This window comes from Streptomyces tauricus, assembly GCF_014650955.1.
In the GTDB taxonomy this organism is placed as follows: domain Bacteria; phylum Actinomycetota; class Actinomycetes; order Streptomycetales; family Streptomycetaceae; genus Streptomyces; species Streptomyces tauricus.
Genome location: NZ_BMVY01000024.1, coordinates 56,519 through 75,127, shown reverse-complemented (window position 1 = coordinate 75,127; position 18,609 = coordinate 56,519). Strand labels below are relative to the sequence as shown.

Below are 18,609 nucleotides of genomic sequence, written 5' to 3'. Positions count from 1 at the left end.
CGGCTCACGTCACCTGCAGCTCCAGGATCCGGTCGTCCTTGCCGCCGGGGGTCCCTCTGCCGTCCGTCTCGCTCGTGACCAGCCACAGCTTGCCGCCGCCCGCCGGGACCACCGTGCGCAGACGGCCGTAGTCGCCCTCCAGGAAGGCCTGGGGCTTCGCCGACTCCTCCGTGCCCTTGAGCGGGATGCGCCACAGCCGCTTACCGCGCAGGCCCGCCATCCACACGGAGCCCTCCGCGTAGGCGATACCGCTGGGAGAGGCCTCGTCGGTGCTCCACTGGTCGATCGGACTCTCGTACTCGGAGTCGTCGGACTTGCCCTCCACGTCCGGCCAGCCGTAGTTGCCGCCCGGCTTGATGTGGTTCAGCTCGTCCCAGGTGTCCTGGCCGAACTCCGAGGCGAACAGCCGCTGCTTGGAGTCCCAGGCCAGGCCCTGCACATTGCGGTGGCCGTACGAGTAGACGGGTGAGTCGAAGGGGTTGCCCGGTGCCGGTTCGCCCTCCGGGGTCAGGCGGAGGATCTTGCCGCCCGTCGACTTCTTGTCCTGCGCCAGCTCGGTGACATAGGTCTCGCCCGTGCCCACGTACAGCATCTTGTCCGGGCCGAAGGCGATCCGGCCGCCGTTGTGGTTCGTGCCCTTGGGGATGCCCCGGAACACCGTGTCGGGGGCGCCCAGCCGCTCACCGGCGGGCCTCTTCGCGTCGTACTGCATGCGCACGATGCGGTTGTCCGAGTCCGAGGTGAAGTACGCGTAGACCATGTGGTCCGACGCGTACGTCGGGGACAGGGCCAGGCCCATCAGGCCGCCCTCGCCGCCGGGTGCGACGCCGGGCACCGAGCCCACCTCGGTCTTCTTGCCGGTCTTCTCGTCGACCAGGGTGATCGTCCCCTCGTCGCGCGAGGACACCAGGAGGCCGCCCTCGGGCAGGGGCGCGAGGCCCCACGGTGTCTTGAGGCCCTCGGTGACGGTCCGCACGACCTTCACGGAGCCCTTGGCGGGCGGTGCCTCCTCGGCCGCCCGCTCGGAGGCCGGGGGCGAGGTGCCGGGCTTCGGAGAGACCCACGGCGTACTCCCGCCGCCGTCCGAACTCCCCCCGTCGTCCGAGGAGCACCCGGCCGTCAGCAGGAGCGTGGCTGCGGCCAACACGGCCGTCACAGCTCGACGTTGCACGATGCAGGATCCCTTCGACGTGGCAGGTTCTACTTTTCATACACCGCCCGGGCCTCCCGGGTTCCCGATCACGGACACCGAATCGCCGGACCCCCGCCCGAACCGGACGATACGGGGGCGGAGCCGCGGCTCGGGCCAGGGATCTCGGCTCGGGCCAGAGCCCCCGGCTCGCCCTCGGGCTCCCGCTCAGTCCCAGGACCCCAGCGCCGCAGGCAGGTCCGCCACCTCGGCGAGATCCTCCGGCGTCAGGCGCAGCCCGGCCGCCGCCGCGTTCTCCGCGGCCCAGCACTCCCGCTTCGTCCCGGGCACCGGAACCACCTGCTCCCCGCGCGACAGCACCCAGGCGAGAGCCACCTGAGCGGGGGTGACGTCCCCGCCCTGTCCGGCGGCCGAGTGGCGGGCGGCGATACGGCGCAGACCGACGACGATCGGCTGGTTCGCGGCCATCATCTCGGCGGTGAACCGCGGATGCCGGGCGCGCAGGTCGTCCGGTTCGAAGCCCTCGCCGGGGGTGAGGGTGCCGGTCAGGAAGCCGTTGCCGAGCGGCATCGCGGCGAGGAAGCCGACACCGCGCGCCTCGCACCACGGCAACAGGGACTCCAGCGCCTCGGGCGACCACACCGACAGCTCGGCCTCCACCGCGCTCACCGGGAAGACCTGCTGCACCCGCTCCAGCTTCCGGATCGTCCCGTCGTGCAGCCGCGCACCGGGCCTGCGACCGGCGCGGGCGCCCACCGCGCACAGCCCGAGAGCCCGCACCTTCCCGGCCGAGACGAGCTCCGCCATCGCGCCCCAGGTCTCCTCGACCGGCACCTCGGGGTCCTCGCGGTGCAGTTGGTAGAGGTCTATGACATCCGTCTGCAGCCGGCGCAGCGAGGCGTCGCAGGCCCGCTTCACATAGCCGGGACGGCCGTTGGCCACGATGTGCTGCTCACCCACCAGCAGGCCGACCTTGGTCGACACGAAGGCCTCCGACCGCCGCTCCTTCAGCGCGCGGCCCACCAGCAGCTCATTGGTGAACGGCCCGTACATGTCCGCGGTGTCCAGGAGCGTGGCGCCCCGGTCGAGGGCCGCGTGCACGGTGCGCAGCGACTCGGCACCCCGCTGCCGCGAACCCGAGTACGCCCAGCTCATCGGCATGCACCCGAGACCGACAGCCCCCACTTCGAGCGCCGCCGCCCCGATCGTCCTGCGCTCCACCTGGCCGTGCCCTCCCTTTACTGGCACCCCAAACTAACCTCTGCGTCCACGGGCGCTTCGCATAGCCTCCTGACCATGACGTACGAAGTGTGGCTCCCGTTTCACCCGGACGAACTCGACGGCCTTCCCGAGGGCCTCAACTACCGCTACTGGAACGGGGAGGAGGACTTCCCCGCCGACCCCGCAGACTGCGCCTTCTATGTCGTGCCCTACATGAAGGGCGGCGACGTCTCCGTGCGGCCCCTTGCCGACATGACCTCCGTACAGGTCGTGCAGACCCTGTCGGCCGGCATCGACCATGTCCAGCCGGGACTTGAACTGCTGTCCAGGGGCGTGCAGTTGTGCAACGCGCGCGGTGTGCACGACGCGAGCACCGCCGAACTCGCCCTCACCCTGATCCTCGCCTCGCTGCGCGGCATCCCCGACTTCGTACGAGGGCAGGACAGCGAGGAATGGCGGTCGGGGTTCCGTCCCGCGCTCGCGGACAAGAGCGTTCTGATCGTCGGCTACGGAGCGGTGGGCTCGGCCGTCGAGGACCGGCTCGCGCCGTTCGAGCTCGCGCGGGTGGCGCGCGTCGCGCGCTCCGCACGCGAGACCGCGCGCGGCCCCGTGCATCCGATTTCCGCCCTGCCCGAGCTCCTCCCGGAAGCCGATGTGGTGGTGCTCATGACGCCGCTCACCGAGCAGACGAAAGGCCTGGCGGGAGCCGACTTCCTGGCCCGGATGAAGGACGGGGCGCTCCTCGTGAACGTGGCCCGCGGCGGTGTCGTCGACACCAAGGCGCTCCTCGCCGAGCTGGAGAGCGGCCGGCTCCGGGCGGCCCTGGACGTCACCGACCCCGAGCCGCTGCCGCCGGGGCACCCCCTGTGGCACGCCCCGAACGTCCTCATCAGCCCCCATGTGGGCGGCCCCACCTCCGCGTTCTTCCCACGGGCCCAGCGGCTCCTCCTGGATCAGTTGAACCGATTCGTGAACCGGGAGCCACTGCGGAACGTGGTCCTTACGACGGGCTCGTAGTCCTCCCCACTCCCGTCCGGGCGCGTACGGAGGGCACTCGTGGGTACCCTCCGCATTCCATCGAACGCGCGCCGTGTCCATATCTCCATCGGCCGTCACGGAGCGTAGAGGAACTATGTCCCTGAGTGACGAGACTGGTGTATCGTCCCGACAGGGGCTGCGCCGCGCACCATCCGGCGCCGGGGACTGAGAGACAGCAACAGCGAGGGGGGCGACGGGCGATGCACGGCCTATGGACCAACGATCCGACGCGACGGGGTCGCCGACGGCGACCCTGGTGTCCACCCGCGCGCAGATGCGGCCACAGCGGCCATCACCACCGCCGGCCGAGCGGTCGCAGGCGTCACGCCCATCCGGCGCACCGGGACCAGAGGGACTCGGGGGCGGCTCGGCCGGGAGAGACGCAGTGAGCTCCCCGGGGGCGGTGCTCGCCCGCGGTCAGGTCACCGGGGGCGGGTCGGGCATGGTGCCGCAACTCGTGCTCGCCCTGCTGTGCGCGGGATACGCCGTCGGTTCCGCGCTCGGCTGGGGCTCACCACGACTCGCCCTGATCATGGGCGACTTCGGGCTGAGCGCGGCGGCCGCCACCGCGGCCGTCTCCTGCTTCCTCTGCGCCCGCACCCGGCGCAGCCGCTTTCGACCCGCATGGCTGCTCTTCTCGCTCTCCTCCGCGATGGGGGCGATGGGCAACTTCGTCTGGGGCTGGTACGAGGTAGTCCTGCGGAGCGAGATGCCCAGCCCCAGCTACGCCGACCTGTTCTTCCTGTGCTTCGCCCCACCGGCCATCGTGGGACTGCTCGTCCTCGCCAAACGGCCGGTGAGCAAGGCCGGCTGGGTCTGCCTGGGACTCGACGCGTGGCTGATCGGCGGCTCGCTGCTCACGCTCTCCTGGAGTCTCGCGCTCGCCCAGGCGGCCAAGGCGGAGGAGCCGAGCGTTCCGCACACCGCGCTGTCGCTCGCGTATCCACTGCTCGACATCGCCCTCGTGAGCATGGTGCTCGCACTGCACTTCAAGCGGTCGGCGGTGAACCGCTCCGCGGTGAACACCGCGATCGGGGCGCTGGCCCTGACGGTGATGTGCGACGCCCTGTTCACCTCGCCACTGCTGCACAACGACTACCGCTCCGGGCAGTTGCTCGACGCCGGCTGGTTCGCCGGCTCACTGCTGCTCGCCTACGCCCCCTGGGTGGGGCAGGGGCACGGACACACGGAAGAAGAGGGGCACACGCGCGTGGTGTACGGCTACGTGCCCGGGCCCCGGCAGGGACAACCGGCACACGTGCCCCTCCAGGAGGGAGGTCACGGCCGGTATCCCCTCAGTCGGCCCATCAGCAGTTCGCTGGCGGCGCTCACTCCCTACCTGGCCGCCGCCGTCTGCACGCTGGGCATTCTCTACAACGTGCTCAACGGCCGCAGCGTCGACCGCGTCGTGCTGGTCACCGGGGGCACGGTCGTGCTCGCCCTCGTCGTGCGCCAGGGCATCATGCTCGTCGACAACATCACCCTCACCCATGAACTGGCCCAGAAGGAGAACCACTTCCGCTCCCTGGTGCAGGGGTCGAGCGACGTCATCATGATCGCCGCACCGAACGGCATCCTGCGGTACGTCAGCCCGGCCGCGGCCGGGGTCTACGGACGCCCCGCCGAGGAGCTGGTCGGCTCCGAACTCGCCACGCTGATCCACCCGGAGGACCTGGGCTGCGTGGTGCACGAGGTGCGCCGCTTCCTCGCCGCCAACCCGGCGGACGAACCCACCACCCGCATAGAGTGCCGCTTCAGGTCCGGCGACACCGAGAGCGGGGGAGGCTGGCTCAACGTCGAGTCGACCGTCAACCGCCACCACGGCGGCCTCATCTTCAACAGCCGTGACGTGACCGAACGGGTCCGCCTGCAGGCCCAGTTGCAGCACAACGCCGAACACGACCCGCTCACCGACCTGCCCAACCGCGCCCTGTTCACCAAGCGCGTCGGACAGGCGCTCTCCGGCCGCCGCTCCTCCGACCACGGCACCGCCGTGCTCTTCATCGACCTCGACGGCTTCAAGGCGGTCAACGACACCATCGGCCACCAGGCCGGTGACGAACTCCTCGTCCAGGCCGCCCGCAGGCTCCAGGACGCGGTCCGGAAGGGGGACACCGCCTCCCGGCTCGGCGGCGACGAGTTCGCGGCCCTGATCGTCGGCGACGGCTCCCGTGACCGCACCGCGCGCGAGCGCCACATCTTCGAACTCGCCGACCGGCTGCGTACGACCTTGTCACAGCCGTACTTCATCGACGGCAACGATGTCCGGGTCGCCGCCTCGATCGGGGTGTCCTTCTCCGAGCCGGGCCTGGGCGCGGGCGAACTGCTGCGCAACGCCGACCTGGCGATGTACCGCGCGAAGGCGGCCGGCAAGGGCCGCGTCGAGCTGTACGTGCCACAGATGCAGCAGGACGTCGTCCGCAAGGCGGAGCTGGCCACCCGGCTGCGCGCCGCCCTGCACGACGGCGAGTTCGCCCTGCTGCACCAGCCGGTGGTCTGCCTGGACACCGGCCGGATCACCGCGGTGGCCGCACAGGCGCGCTGGCGCTCGGCCCAGGGGGTGCTGTTCACGCCCGCCGAGTTCCTGCGCGTAGCCGAGGACAGCGACCGCACCGCCGAACTCGGCCGCTGGATGCTGGAGGAGGCGGTCGAACAGGCCGCCGAGCGCGCGGCCACCGGGCTCGCCGTACCCGTCTCCGTCCGTATGACCGCCCGCAGGCTCCTCGACCGCTCCATGCCGCTGAGTTCCGTGGAGGCCCTGCTCACCCGGCACGGACTGCCGTCCGGCGGCCTCATCGTGGAACTGGCCGAGACGGACCCCAAGGTCTCCCTGGACGAGCTGGAGCGCCGCCTGAAGGCGCTCAGGCGGCTCGGCGTCCGGATCGCCCTGGAGGGCTTCGGCAGCGGGTACGCCACGATCACCGCGCTGCGCCGGCTGCCCCTCGACGTACTGAAACTGGACCGAGGTCTGGTCGAGGGGGTCGTCGAGTCGGCCAGGCTCCACAAGATCACCAGCGGACTGCTGCGCATCGCCAACGACCTGGGGCTGCAGTCCGTGGCCGACGGCGTGGATCTGCCCGAGCAGGTCGTCGCCCTGCGGTCGATGGGCTGCACCCATGGACAGGGCGTGGCCTTCTCCGGACCGCTGGACGAGTACAGAATGCGCCGAGCGCTCGCCGGCGGCGCCTACGCCGTGCCCCACGGCCCCGCCGAGCCCGTCTTCGCAGGAGGTGTTGGCAGCGGTGTCTTCGCAGGTGGGGGCACCAGTGCGTATGCGGCGGGTGCCGCCTCGGGAGGGTATGGAACCGGTATCGCGCTCCGCTCACATAATGAGACTCCCGTCCCACCCACTTGACACGCACAGCGTGCCGGGGGGAGGGTCTGTGCCATGCGCACCCGAATTCTCGTACTTGGAAAGCGCGTCGGCTGAGCTGGGAAGCACCGGATCGATGACCCGGAAGTCCCCGCTAACGCACCCGACGCGCTCCCCTCGCTTGCCTCACGGCACGAGGGGTTTTTTGTTGCACCAGTGACTGTCGATCAGTAACCGCACACCGCTCAAAACTCGCAAAAACCCTCAGCATCGAGAAGAGAATGCCGATGACCGAGCAGGCCACCGGGGCCCACCACCCGCAGCCGCGGCCCCGTTCCGGAGGACAACAGTCCGCCCCCGAGCAGGTGACGGGAGCGCAGTCCCTCGTCCGCTCTCTTGAGGAGGTCGGGGCCGACACGGTATTCGGCATTCCCGGCGGCACCATCCTTCCGGCGTACGACCCGCTGATGGACTCCAAGCGGGTGCGGCACGTGCTGGTCCGCCACGAGCAGGGCGCGGGCCACGCGGCCACCGGGTACGCGCAGGCCACCGGCAAGGTCGGCGTGTGCATGGCGACGTCCGGGCCGGGCGCCACCAACCTGGTCACCCCGATCGCGGACGCCCACATGGACTCCGTGCCGCTGGTCGCGATCACCGGGCAGGTCGTGTCCAAGGCGATCGGTACGGACGCCTTCCAGGAGGCGGACATCGTCGGCATCACCATGCCGATCACCAAGCACAGCTTCCTGGTCACCAGGGCGGAGGACATCCCCCAGGCGATCGCGCAGGCATTCCACATCGCCTCCAGCGGCCGTCCCGGGCCGGTCCTGGTCGACATCCCCAAGGACATCCTCCAGGCCAGGACCACCTTCTCCTGGCCGCCGGTCATGGACCTGCCCGGCTACCGCCCGGTCACCAAGCCGCACGCCAAGCAGATCCGCGAGGCGGCCCGGCTGATCACCCAGTCGAAGCGGCCCGTCCTCTACGTCGGCGGCGGCGTCACCAAGGCCGGTGCCACCGCCGAACTGAAGGTCCTCGCAGAACTCACCGGAGCGCCCGTCACCACCACCCTGATGGCGCTCGGCGCATTCCCCGACAGCCACCCGCTGCACGTGGGAATGCCGGGCATGCACGGTTCGGTCACCGCCGTCACCGCGCTGCAGAAGGCCGACCTGATCGTCGCCCTCGGAGCCCGCTTCGACGACCGCGTCACCGGCAAGCTGGACAGCTTCGCCCCGCACGCGAAGATCGTCCACGCCGATATCGACCCGGCCGAGATCGGCAAGAACCGCGCCGCCGACGTGCCGATCGTCGGAGACGCCCGCGAGGTCATCGCCGACCTGATCCAGGCGGTGCAGAAGGAGCACAGCGACGGCCACCCCGGCGACTACACCGCCTGGTGGAAGGACCTCGACCGCTGGCGCGAGACCTACCCGCTCGGCTACGACCAGCCGGACAACGGCTCGCTCTCCCCGCAGAACGTCATCGAGCGCATCGGACAGCTCGCCCCGGAAGGCACCATCTTCACGGCGGGCGTCGGCCAGCACCAGATGTGGGCCGCGCAGTTCATCGAGTACGAGAAGCCGTCGACCTGGCTGAACTCCGGCGGCGCCGGGACCATGGGGTACGCGGTGCCGGCCGCGATGGGCGCCAAGGCCGGCGCGCCGGACCGTACGGTCTGGGCGATCGACGGCGACGGCTGCTTCCAGATGACCAATCAGGAACTCACCACCTGCGCCCTGAACAACATCCCGATCAAGGTCGCCATCATCAACAACGGCGCCCTCGGCATGGTCCGCCAGTGGCAGAGCCTCTTCTACAACCAGCGCTACTCCAACACCGTGCTGCACTCCGGCCCCGGAGCCACCGGCACCGAGCCCAGCGCCGGCACCCGCGTCCCCGACTTCGTGAAGCTGTCGGAGGCCATGGGCTGCTACGCGATCCGCTGCGAGTCGCCGGACGACCTGGACAAGGTCATCGAGGAGGCGAACTCGGTCAACGACCGTCCCGTCGTGATCGACTTCATCGTCCACGAGGACGCCATGGTGTGGCCGATGGTCGCCGCCGGCACCTCGAACGACGAGATCCTGGCCGCCCGTGACGTCCGCCCCGACTTCGGCGACAACGAAGACGACTGAGAGCCGTAGGTAAAGGAAGCAGACCCATGTCCAAGCACACGCTCTCCGTCCTGGTGGAGAACAAGCCCGGTGTCCTCGCCCGGATCACCGCCCTGTTCTCCCGCCGCGGCTTCAACATCGACTCGCTGGCGGTCGGTGTCACCGAGCACCCCGACATCTCGCGCATCACCATCGTGGTGAACGTGATCGAGGCACTCCCGCTCGAACAGGTCACCAAGCAGCTCAACAAGCTCGTCAACGTGCTGAAGATCGTCGAGCTGGAACCCGGCGCGGCCGTTCAGCGCGAACTCGTTCTGGTGAAGGTGCGCGCCGACAACGAGACGCGCTCCCAGATCGTCGAGATCGTCCAGCTGTTCCGCGCCAAGACCGTCGACGTCTCCCCGGAGGCCGTCACCATCGAGGCCACCGGCGGCGCCGACAAGCTGGAGGCCATGCTCAAGATGCTGGAGCCGTTCGGCATCAAGGAGCTGGTCCAGTCCGGCACGATCGCCATCGGCCGCGGCTCCCGCTCGATCACCGACCGGTCCCTGCGGGCCCTGGAGCGGTCCGCGTAGTCCGCGTGAACGACTGAAGTACGACCGGAAACGGGCGGTCGCCGACCGTCGGCCGCCCGCATTCCGAGACCCCGGAACTTCCCCCCATCCCTCCGGCATACGGTGGGACGCAACACCTGCACACCAAGGAGAGAACCCAAAGTGGCCGAGCTGTTCTACGACGCTGACGCCGACCTGTCCATCATCCAGGGCCGCAAGGTCGCGGTCATCGGTTACGGCAGTCAGGGCCACGCCCATGCGCTGTCGCTCCGTGACTCGGGCGTCGACGTCCGGGTCGGTCTGCACGAGGGCTCCAAGTCCAAGGCCAAGGCCGAGGAGCAGGGCCTGCGCGTGGTGACCCCCTCGGAGGCCGCCGCCGAGGCCGACGTCATCATGATCCTGGTGCCGGACCCGATCCAGGCCCAGGTCTACGAGGAGTCCATCAAGGACAACCTGAAGGACGGCGACGCGCTGTTCTTCGGCCACGGCCTGAACATCCGCTTCGGCTTCATCAAGCCCCCGGCCGGCGTCGACGTCTGCATGGTCGCCCCCAAGGGTCCGGGCCACCTGGTCCGCCGCCAGTACGAGGAGGGCCGCGGCGTCCCGTGTATCGCGGCCGTCGAGCAGGACGCGACCGGCAACGGCTTCGAGCTGGCCCTCTCGTACGCGAAGGGCATCGGCGGCACCCGCGCCGGCGTCATCAAGACGACCTTCACCGAGGAGACCGAGACCGACCTGTTCGGTGAGCAGGCCGTCCTCTGCGGTGGTACGGCCGCGCTGGTCAAGGCGGGCTTCGAGACGCTGACCGAGGCCGGTTACCAGCCGGAGATCGCGTACTTCGAGTGCCTGCACGAGCTGAAGCTCATCGTCGACCTCATGTACGAGGGCGGCCTGGAGAAGATGCGCTGGTCGATCTCCGAGACCGCCGAGTGGGGCGACTACGTCACCGGCCCGCGGATCATCACGGACGCCACCAAGGCCGAGATGAAGAAGGTCCTCGCCGAGATCCAGGACGGCACCTTCGCCCAGGCGTGGATGGACGAGTACCACGGCGGTCTGAAGAAGTACAACGAGTACAAGACGGCGGACGCGGAGTCCCTGCTGGAGACCACCGGCAAGGAACTGCGCAAGCTGATGTCGTGGGTCAACGACGACGAGTGACTCCGTCGGTTCGGCCGTGGTGTCGGGGTGCCGCCCCGATGCCGCGGCCGTGCCTGTATGTCCGTAGTGCCGCCACGGGGCTCCGCCCCGGACCCCGCTCCTCGAACTCCCCCACAGCCTCAAGGGCGCGGGGGCCAGGGGCTGAAGGCGCGCGCTGATGTGCACGTGCGGGTGATCCTTCTGCGGAGGCGCGTGAACACGGCGCGTCGCCACTAGACTGCAGCACTACATACGCGTCGGGCCCACAGCGTCGTGCGTCTTCCACGCGGCAATCCTTCACCGCCTGCGGCCGTCGGGACGGCCGTCCGCAATGGACTTGTGAGGACTCACGTGAGCTCGAAACCTGTCGTACTCATCGCTGAAGAACTGTCGCCCGCGACCGTGGACGCACTGGGCCCGGACTTCGAGATCCGGCACTGCAACGGCGGCGACCGCGCCGAGTTGCTGCCCGCCATCGCCGACGTCGACGCGATCCTGATCCGCTCCGCGACGAAGGTCGACGCCGAGGCCGTCGCCGCCGCGAAGAAGCTGAAGGTCGTCGCACGAGCCGGCGTCGGCCTGGACAACGTCGACGTCTCCGCCGCCACCAAGGCCGGCGTCATGGTCGTCAACGCCCCCACGTCGAACATCGTGACCGCGGCCGAGCTGGCCTGCGGCCTGCTGCTCGCCACCGCCCGCCACATTCCGCAGGCCAACACGGCCCTGAAGAACGGCGAGTGGAAGCGCAGCAAGTACACGGGTGTCGAGCTCGCGGAGAAGACCCTCGGTGTCGTGGGCCTCGGCCGTATCGGCGCGCTCGTCGCCCAGCGCATGTCGGCCTTCGGTATGAAGGTCGTCGCCTACGACCCCTACGTACAGCCCGCGCGAGCCGCGCAGATGGGCGTCAAGGTCCTCTCGCTGGACGAGCTGCTCGAAGTCTCCGACTTCATCACCGTCCACCTGCCGAAGACGCCCGAGACCCTCGGTCTCATCGGCGACGAGGCGCTGCACAAGGTCAAGCCGTCCGTGCGGATCGTCAACGCCGCGCGCGGCGGGATCGTCGACGAGGTCGCGCTGTACTCCGCGCTCAAGGAGGGCCGGGTCGCCGGCGCCGGCCTCGACGTGTACGCGAAGGAGCCCTGCACGGACTCCCCGCTCTTCGAGCTCGACCAGGTCGTCTGCACCCCGCACCTCGGCGCGTCCACGGACGAGGCACAGGAGAAGGCCGGCATCGCCGTCGCCCGCTCGGTGCGGCTCGCCCTCGCCGGTGAGCTGGTCCCGGACGCGGTGAACGTCCAGGGCGGGGTCATCGCCGAGGACGTCAAGCCGGGTCTGCCGCTCGCCGAGAAGCTCGGCCGTATCTTCACCGCGCTCGCGGGCGAGGTCGCGGTCCGCCTCGACGTCGAGGTGTACGGCGAGATCACCCAGCACGACGTCAAGGTGCTCGAACTCTCCGCGCTCAAGGGCGTCTTCGAGGACGTCGTCGACGAGACCGTGTCGTACGTCAACGCCCCGCTGTTCGCGCAGGAGCGTGGCGTCGAGGTACGGCTGACGACCAGCTCGGAGTCCTCGGACCACCGGAACGTGGTCACGGTGCGCGGCACCCTCAGCGACGGCCAGGAGGTCTCGGTCTCCGGTACGCTCGCCGGTCCCAAGCACCACCAGAAGATCGTCGCCGTCGGTGAGTACGACGTGGATCTGGCGCTCGCCGATCACATGGTCGTCCTCAACTACGCCGACCGTCCCGGTGTGGTCGGTGCGCTCGGCCGGATCCTCGGTGAGGCGGGGATCAACATCGCGGGTATGCAGGTTGCCCGGGCGGATGTCGGTGGCGAGGCGCTCGCCGTTCTTACGGTGGACGACACGGTTCCGCAGCCGGTCCTGACGGAGCTGGCGGAAGAGATCGGCGCGACGCAGGCGCGTTCGGTCAACCTGGCCTGACACCGACCCCGTCCCCCGGGGGGGGGGCTGCCGCCCCCGGACCCCCGCCCCCGTCGTCCGTCTGCGGCTTCGGGGGGCGGGCGGGCCTCAAGGATTGCGCCGTTCCCCGCGCCCCTAAAGACAAAAGACTGCGCCGTTCCCCGCGCCCCTAAAGGCGAAAAGACTGCGCCGTTCCCCGCGCCCCCTGAAAGCAAGCGCCCCTGGGTGGTTTTTAGGGGCGCGGGGAACTGCGCAATGGGGGTGCGGGGGCGGAGCCCCTGCGTTAGTGACGGGAATGGGTAGGGGCGGCGGGGGCGGGATCCGGGTTTTGGGGGCATAGCTCGCGCAGCGTCGTCGCGGCCAGCGCTGACGCGGCCAGCAGAAGCAGCGTCCCCGCGACCGCCGCCGCCTGCATCCCGCTCGTGAACGCGTCTCGCGCCGCCGACGCCAGCGATTCGCCCGCCCGGCCGGGCGGAAGCCGGGCCTCGGCGAGCGCCGCGCCGAGCGTCTCGCGCGCCCCACCCGACGCGGAGGCCGGCATCTCGTGCCGGTACACCGCCGTACCGATCGACCCCAGCAGCGCCATCCCCAGCGCCCCACCGAACTCCGCCCCGGTCTCCAGGACCGACGACGCGGTCCCCGCCCGCGGAGCCGGTACGGTGCCCAGCGCCAGGTCCATCATCTGGGACATCACGGTGACGATTCCCGCGGCGATGACGCCCGCCGCCGCGAGCACCAGCCACATCGAGTCCGTACCGGCGACCGTGAGCATCCCGTATCCGCAGGCGGCGAAGACGAAGCCGCCCGCGACGACGTACGCCCGGTTCACGCCCCGTTGTACGAGCCGCGCGGCGACCGGAGCGGCGACACCGACCAGCACCGTGGGCAGCAGGGCCCACAGCGCGGCCTCCATGGAGCTCTTGCCGAGCACCGACTGGAGGTACTGCGTGGTGAAGTACGCCGAGCCCATCATGGCGAACGACGACAGCAGGTTCAGTGCGACGGCGGGTGAGAAGCCCCGGCCGCGGAAGAGCGTGGGCGGCAGCATCGGTGACGCGGCGGTCCGCTGGCGGTGGACGAACAGCGCGGCGAAGAGCAGGCCGACGGTCACGGAGACGACGTAACGGACGTTCCAGCCCTGCGAGGGGATCTCCTTGATGCCGTAGATCACCGGCAGGACGGCCGCCATGGAGAGCGGCACGCTCAGCAGGTCGAAGCGGCCCGGTGCCGGGTTCCTGGACTCCGGGAGGAGGAACGGGCCGAGGAGCAGCAGCAGTGCCATCGCGGGCAGGTTCACCAGGAACACCGAGCCCCACCAGAAGTGTTCGACGAGGACGCCGCTCATCACCGAGCCGAGCGCGACACCGCCCGTCATCACCGCGGACCACATGCCGATCGCCTTGGCGCGCTGGCCGGGGTCCGTGAAGAGCGTGCGGATCATCGCCAGGGTGGACGGCATCAGGGTGGCGCCGCCGATGCCGAGCACCGCGCGGGCCGCGATCAGCGTCTCCGGGCTGTTCGCGTACGCGGCGACCAGTGAGGCGGCCCCGAAGGCGGCGGCGCCGACGAGGAGGAGCTTGCGGCGGCCGACGCGGTCGCCGATCGAGCCCATCGTCATCAGCAGTCCGGCCAGCACGAAGGCGTACATGTCGAAGATCCACAGCTGCTGGGTGCCGCTCGGCTCCAGGTCCGCGCTGATCTGGGGGATCGCGAAGTAGAGGACGGAGACGTCCATGGACACCAGGAGCAGCGGCAGCATCAGGACGCCGAGCGCGGTCCATTCGCGGCGGCCGGCCCGGGGTCCGGAGGGGCCGGACAGTCCGGAGGGGCCGGCAGGGGGTGCGGAGTCGGCGCTCGGGTGCGGCGGGTTCGTCATGGCCCGGACTGTACGGACGTAATAAACAGTTGTCTAGTACGTCTGTCTAATACGTACGTCTGGGACGGTTGTCTGTCCCGGAGGTAGGGTGACCGGCATGGGACACCGTGAGGATCTGCTCGAAGGCGCCAAGCGCTGCCTGCTGGAGAAGGGCTTCGCGCGGACGACCGCGCGCGACATCGTCAAGGAGTCGGGGACGAACCTGGCGTCGATCGGCTACCACTACGGGTCGAAGGACACGCTGCTAGCGGAGGCGTACATCTCCATCGTCGAGGGGGTCTCCGACGACTTCGACGGCGCTGGGGAACGGCAGCGGGCGGCAGGTTCGGAGCCCGGTTCGCTGGAGCGGTTCCACGAGGTCTGGCAGAACGTCATCGCGACCATGCGCACCCCGGGCTCGCCCTGGCATCTCAGCATGGAGATCGTGGCCATGGGCGACAAGCTGCCCGGGGTGCGCGCCCATCTCGCGAAGGCCCAGCGCGAAGGGGCGCGCGGCATCATCCCGATGCTGATGGGCGGCGCGGAGGAGGACGTGTCCGAGGACGACGTCGACACCCTGGGCAAGTTCTACATGACCCTGATGATGGGGCTCATCGCGCAGTGGACCTTCGACCCCGAGACCGCGGTCGACGCCGGCGAACTCACCGAGGGCCTGCGGAAGGTCATCGCGGCGGCGGAAGCCGGGGTGCCGGGACCGCAGGGGAAGCCGTCGTCCTGAGGATCCGGCCGTCGCGCATCTCGGCGACCCGGTCGCAGAAGTGGCCTACGACCGCCATGTCGTGGCAGATGAAGAGGTAGCCGAGGCCGAGGCGCTCCTGGAGTTCGGCCAGCAGGTTGAGGACGCCCGCGCGCAGCGACGGGTCGAGTGCGGAGACCGGTTCGTCGAGCACCAGCAGCTTCGGGTCGCTCGCCAACGCGCGGGCCACACCGGCGCGCTGGCACTGGCCGCCGGACAGCTCGTGCGGACGCCGGTCGCCGTGGGAGGGGTCGAGGCCGACCTGTTCCAGCAGCTCGGCCACCCGGGCGGGGCCGCTCACCCGGTCCCAGCGGCCCTGTACGCGGAGGGGTTCCGCGATCGCCTCCCGGATGCGGTGGCGGGGGCTGAGGGAGCCGTACGGGTCCTGGAACACCGGTTGCATCGCCGGTCTCAGCGGTCGCAGCCGCCGTTCGTCGAGCGACGTGAGTTCCTGTCCGTCGAACCACACCTCGCCCGCGTCGGGGCGGCGGAGCTGGAGCACGGCCATGGCCGTGGAGGACTTGCCGCAGCCCGAGGGGCCGACGAGTCCCAGGGTCTCGCCGGGCGCGATGTCGAAGGAGACGCGGTCCACGGCCGTGCGGGGGCCGTGGCGTACGACGAGGTCGCGTACGGAGAGGAGGGGGCCAGGGGGAGGGATCGTCAGGTGGGCTGGGGTCGTCATGTGGGCTCCATGAACAACGTGGCCGGATCGTCCGGGAGGGTGCGCCAGTGGTGGCAGGCGACCGTCCGGCCGTGGTGCGTCTGTGGCTCGGGGTGTTCCGTGTGACAGCGGGACGCCGCCGCGAGGGGGCAGCGGGGAGCGAAGGCGCAGCCCGGGGGGAGGGCGGTGGGGGCGGGGGGTGCGCCGGGGATCGTGGGGAGTCGGGTGCGGGTTCGTCGTGGCCGGTCGTGGGGTTCCCCGCGTCCCTCGCGGGGCTGGGGTGTCGAGGCCAGGAGGCCCGCCGTGTACGGGGCGTGCGGACGGGCCAACACCTCCGCCGCCGGGCCCTCCTCGGCCAGGCGGCCCGCGTACATCACCAGGACGCGGTCGGCGTGTTCGCGGACGGTCGGGAGGTCGTGGGTGATCAGGACCAGGGCCGCGCCCGCGGCACGGGTGCGCCGGATCAGGAGGTCGAGGATCTGGCGGCGGGTCTGCGGGTCCTGGGCCGTGGTCGGTTCGTCGGCGACCACGAGGGCGGGGGAGTGGAGCAACGCCATGGCGATGACGGCCCGTTGCCGCATCCCGCCCGAGAACTCGTGCGGATGGCGCCGGGCCAGGTCGGCCGTGATGCCCACCTCCTCCAGCGCGGCCACCGCCCGCGCCCGGGCCGCCCCGCGGGACACCCCGTCCACGGACCGGACGGCCGCGGCGAGTTGATCGGCGACCGGGTGCACGGGGGAGAGCGCCGAGAGTGCGTCCTGGGGTACGAGGGCGAGCCGGCGGCCCCAGAGGGCGGCGCGTACGGAACGGGGGGCGCCCACCAGTTCCTGTGGTCCGCGTTCCTGTGGCCCGGGTTCCGGTGGTCCGGGTTCCTGTGGTTCGAGCCGTACGCTGCCCGTCACCGTCGCCCGCCGTGGTGGCATGCCGAGCAGCGCCCGGGCCGTCAGGGACTTGCCCGCGCCCGACTCGCCTACCACGGCCAGGACTTGACCGGCGTGTACATCGAAGGAGAGGCCGCGGACGGCTTCGACGGCACCGAAGGAGACCCGCAGGTCCCGTACGGAGAGCAGTACTTCAGGACTGGTGTTCAACGGGCCGGCTCCTTGCGGGGGCGACGAAGTGCGGCCGGGACGAAGGCGAGACGCGCCCGGACCGGTGGACCGCCCCGGGCGGGCCCGCCCGCCGTGTACGAGGCCGCCGACACCGAGAGTCCCGCCAGCAGCGCCAGCGCGACCGCCGGGGCCAGGGCCGCCCAGGGGGCGCGTTCCACGTAGGCGCGGGACTCGTCCAGGAGGAGACCCCACTCCGGTGCGGGCGGCTGGGCGCCGAGGCCGAGGAAGCCGAGCGAGGCGAGGGCCAGGGCGATGCCGGGCAAGCGCAGCAGTGCGTGGCGGGTGACCGGGGCCGCCACCGAGGGCAGCACGTGCCGGGTGAGGATCCACCACGGGCTCGCGTCGACGGCCCGTTGGCCCAGGAGGAAGGCGGAGGCGCGGATCTCCTGCACCAGCGCCGCCGCGTGTGCCGCCAGGGGCGGCCAGGAGATCAGGGCGACGGCCCACGCGGCACCGCCCGTGCCCGGGCCCGCGACCGCCGCGACCAGGATGCCGACGATCACCGGCGGCAGCGCGTTCGCGATGTCGGAGGCGCCGGCGGCCACACTCGGCAGGAAGCCGAGGGCCAGCGCGAGCAGCAGCCCGGCCAGGCACACCGCGGCGGCGGTGCCGACCGTCGACGCGGCCCCGTGCCCCAGCCGCGCCAGCACGTCACGGCCGAGCCCGTCGGTGCCGAGCGGATGGGCCCCGGAGGGCGCGCGGAGGCGGGCGGCCGTGTCCACGGTGTACGGGTCGCGCAGCAGACCCCAGGCGATGGCGGTAAGGAGTACTGCTGCGAGCGCCGACGGGATCGCCGGGTGCGCGCGGACCGGGCGGGCGGCCGGCAGGGTCAGGCCCGCGTCGCCCAGGGCCGGGCCCAGCAGCCGGCGCCGCACGACGGCCGCTGCCGCGCCCGTCACGAGGCCGAGCGCGAGCAGGGCGAGCACGGCACCCTGGAGCAGCGGCAGGTCCTGCGACTTGGCCGCGCCCAGGGCCGTACGCCCGATGCCCGGTACCGCGAACACCGTCTCGACGGCGACCGCTCCGCCCGTCAGACCGACGGCGACCATCCCGAACTGCGGTACCAGCGGCGGCAGTACACGGCGCAGGGCGGCGGCCGCGACGCGCGCCCCGCTCACTCCGGCGCCCTGCCACAGCTCCACCCACCGCTCCGCCAGGACGGCCGGCAGCGCGTCCGCGACCAGCCGGCCGAGCAGACCGCCCGCGGGCACGCCGAGCGCGAGGGCAGGCAGCACCACGTACTGCGGGCCCTGCCAGCCCGAGGTCGGCAGCCAGCCGAGCCACACACCGCAGGCCAGCAGCGCGAGGGTGGCCAGGAGGAACTCGGGCAGCGCGGCGAGCATCGCGGCGAACGCGCCGGCCGAGCCCCGGCCCCGTACGAGAACCGGGGCCACCAGGGCGCAGGCCACCAGGAGCGCGACGCCGAGGGCCGCGCCCATCAGCGCCAGCGACACCTGGAGTCCGGCGGCGACCGACGGCAGGACGTCGGTGCCCGACACCCACGACGTGCCGAGGTCGCCGCGCGGCAGTCCCGCGGCCCAGCTCCCCAGCAGGGAGAAGGGGCCGGCGTCCAGGCCGAGGTCGGCGCGGATCGCGGCCAGCGCCTCCGGCGTGCCCTCCTGTTCGGCCGAGCGGGCGCGCAGGACGGTGAGCGCGGGGTCGCGGCCGGAGAGCCAGGGGAGCAGTCCCACGGTGGTGAGGACCGCGGCGAGGCAGCCGAGCCGGGTGAGCGCGGTCCGGCCGGCCGGACCGGACAGGCGTGCCACGAGCG

At 71.2% G+C, this 18,609-nt stretch carries 13 protein-coding genes; 7 read left to right on the top strand and 6 right to left on the bottom strand.

The features are described from left to right. Positions 1 to 4 precede the first annotated feature (4 nt). Both IE278_RS29140 and IE278_RS29135 read right to left on the bottom strand, forming a co-directional pair. Positions 5 to 1,156 (bottom strand): PQQ-dependent sugar dehydrogenase, encoded by a 1,152-nt coding sequence (locus tag IE278_RS29140; protein WP_189776239.1) that lies wholly within the window; start codon positions 1,154 to 1,156, stop codon positions 5 to 7. 201 nt (positions 1,157 to 1,357) lie between these two features. Continuing rightward, positions 1,358 to 2,371 carry an aldo/keto reductase gene (locus IE278_RS29135; protein ID WP_189776238.1) on the bottom strand — a complete coding sequence of 338 codons (1,014 nt, stop codon included), beginning with the start codon at positions 2,369 to 2,371 and terminating at the stop codon, positions 1,358 to 1,360. Between the two features lie 75 nt (positions 2,372 to 2,446). On the opposite strand from IE278_RS29135, the gene IE278_RS29130 reads away from it, so the two are divergent. From IE278_RS29130 to serA, 6 genes are all read left to right on the top strand, one after another. Beyond that, positions 2,447 to 3,388 (top strand): 2-hydroxyacid dehydrogenase, encoded by a 942-nt coding sequence (locus IE278_RS29130; protein WP_189776237.1) that lies wholly within the window; start codon positions 2,447 to 2,449, stop codon positions 3,386 to 3,388. A gap of 463 nt (positions 3,389 to 3,851) precedes the next feature. Continuing rightward, positions 3,852 to 6,764, top strand: coding sequence for a putative bifunctional diguanylate cyclase/phosphodiesterase (locus IE278_RS29125; protein ID WP_189776295.1), 2,913 nt, complete (start codon positions 3,852 to 3,854; stop codon positions 6,762 to 6,764). A gap of 239 nt (positions 6,765 to 7,003) precedes the next feature. Continuing rightward, positions 7,004 to 8,860 carry an acetolactate synthase large subunit gene (locus IE278_RS29120; protein WP_189776236.1) on the top strand — a complete coding sequence of 619 codons (1,857 nt, stop codon included), beginning with the start codon at positions 7,004 to 7,006 and terminating at the stop codon, positions 8,858 to 8,860. A gap of 26 nt (positions 8,861 to 8,886) precedes the next feature. After that, on the top strand, positions 8,887 to 9,414 hold the full coding sequence (gene ilvN / locus IE278_RS29115; protein ID WP_189776235.1) for an acetolactate synthase small subunit: 528 nt from the start codon (positions 8,887 to 8,889) through the stop codon (positions 9,412 to 9,414). Between the two features lie 141 nt (positions 9,415 to 9,555). Beyond that, complete coding sequence (gene ilvC / locus IE278_RS29110; protein WP_189776234.1) at positions 9,556 to 10,554, top strand: ketol-acid reductoisomerase; 999 nt, start codon at positions 9,556 to 9,558, stop codon at positions 10,552 to 10,554. 330 nt (positions 10,555 to 10,884) lie between these two features. Continuing rightward, the gene (serA, locus tag IE278_RS29105; protein WP_189776233.1) at positions 10,885 to 12,474 is read left to right on the top strand and encodes a phosphoglycerate dehydrogenase; all 1,590 of its coding nucleotides are present in this window, start codon (positions 10,885 to 10,887) and stop codon (positions 12,472 to 12,474) included. A 262-nt stretch (positions 12,475 to 12,736) separates the two neighbouring features. Here the strand turns inward: serA and IE278_RS29100 are convergent, their stop codons facing one another. Next, positions 12,737 to 14,329, bottom strand: coding sequence for an MFS transporter (locus IE278_RS29100; protein WP_189776232.1), 1,593 nt, complete (start codon positions 14,327 to 14,329; stop codon positions 12,737 to 12,739). 97 nt (positions 14,330 to 14,426) lie between these two features. On the opposite strand from IE278_RS29100, the gene IE278_RS29095 reads away from it, so the two are divergent. After that, on the top strand, positions 14,427 to 15,047 hold the full coding sequence (locus IE278_RS29095) for a TetR/AcrR family transcriptional regulator (RefSeq protein WP_189776231.1): 621 nt from the start codon (positions 14,427 to 14,429) through the stop codon (positions 15,045 to 15,047). Here IE278_RS29095 and IE278_RS29090 read toward each other — a convergent pair. Genes IE278_RS29090 through IE278_RS29080 form a run of 3 tightly spaced genes read right to left on the bottom strand, consistent with a single transcriptional unit; the run spans position 14,992 to position 18,604 of the window. Continuing rightward, on the bottom strand, positions 14,992 to 15,747 hold the full coding sequence (locus tag IE278_RS29090; protein ID WP_189776230.1) for an ATP-binding cassette domain-containing protein: 756 nt from the start codon (positions 15,745 to 15,747) through the stop codon (positions 14,992 to 14,994). The genes IE278_RS29095 and IE278_RS29090 overlap by 56 nt on opposite strands. Further along, the gene (locus tag IE278_RS29085; RefSeq protein WP_189776229.1) at positions 15,744 to 16,817 is read right to left on the bottom strand and encodes an ABC transporter ATP-binding protein; all 1,074 of its coding nucleotides are present in this window, start codon (positions 16,815 to 16,817) and stop codon (positions 15,744 to 15,746) included. The genes IE278_RS29090 and IE278_RS29085 overlap by 4 nt, the downstream gene beginning before the upstream one ends. Further along, positions 16,814 to 18,604, bottom strand: coding sequence for an ABC transporter permease subunit (locus IE278_RS29080; protein ID WP_189776228.1), 1,791 nt, complete (start codon positions 18,602 to 18,604; stop codon positions 16,814 to 16,816). The genes IE278_RS29085 and IE278_RS29080 overlap by 4 nt, the downstream gene beginning before the upstream one ends. Between the last annotated feature and the right edge of the window lie 5 nt (positions 18,605 to 18,609).

Bases quoted from the DNA above. Each gene is read 5' to 3' on its own strand.
- IE278_RS29130 (WP_189776237.1), top strand. From the start codon at position 2,447: ATGACGTACGAAGTGTGGCTCCCGTTTCACCCGGACGAACTCGACGGC.
- IE278_RS29125 (WP_189776295.1), top strand. From the start codon at position 3,852: ATGGTGCCGCAACTCGTGCTCGCCCTGCTGTGCGCGGGATACGCCGTC.
- IE278_RS29120 (WP_189776236.1), top strand. From the start codon at position 7,004: ATGCCGATGACCGAGCAGGCCACCGGGGCCCACCACCCGCAGCCGCGG.
- ilvN (WP_189776235.1), top strand. From the start codon at position 8,887: ATGTCCAAGCACACGCTCTCCGTCCTGGTGGAGAACAAGCCCGGTGTC.
- IE278_RS29100 (WP_189776232.1), bottom strand. From the start codon at position 14,329: ATGACGAACCCGCCGCACCCGAGCGCCGACTCCGCACCCCCTGCCGGC.
- IE278_RS29095 (WP_189776231.1), top strand. From the start codon at position 14,427: ATGGGACACCGTGAGGATCTGCTCGAAGGCGCCAAGCGCTGCCTGCTG.
- IE278_RS29090 (WP_189776230.1), bottom strand. From the start codon at position 15,747: ATGACGACCCCAGCCCACCTGACGATCCCTCCCCCTGGCCCCCTCCTC.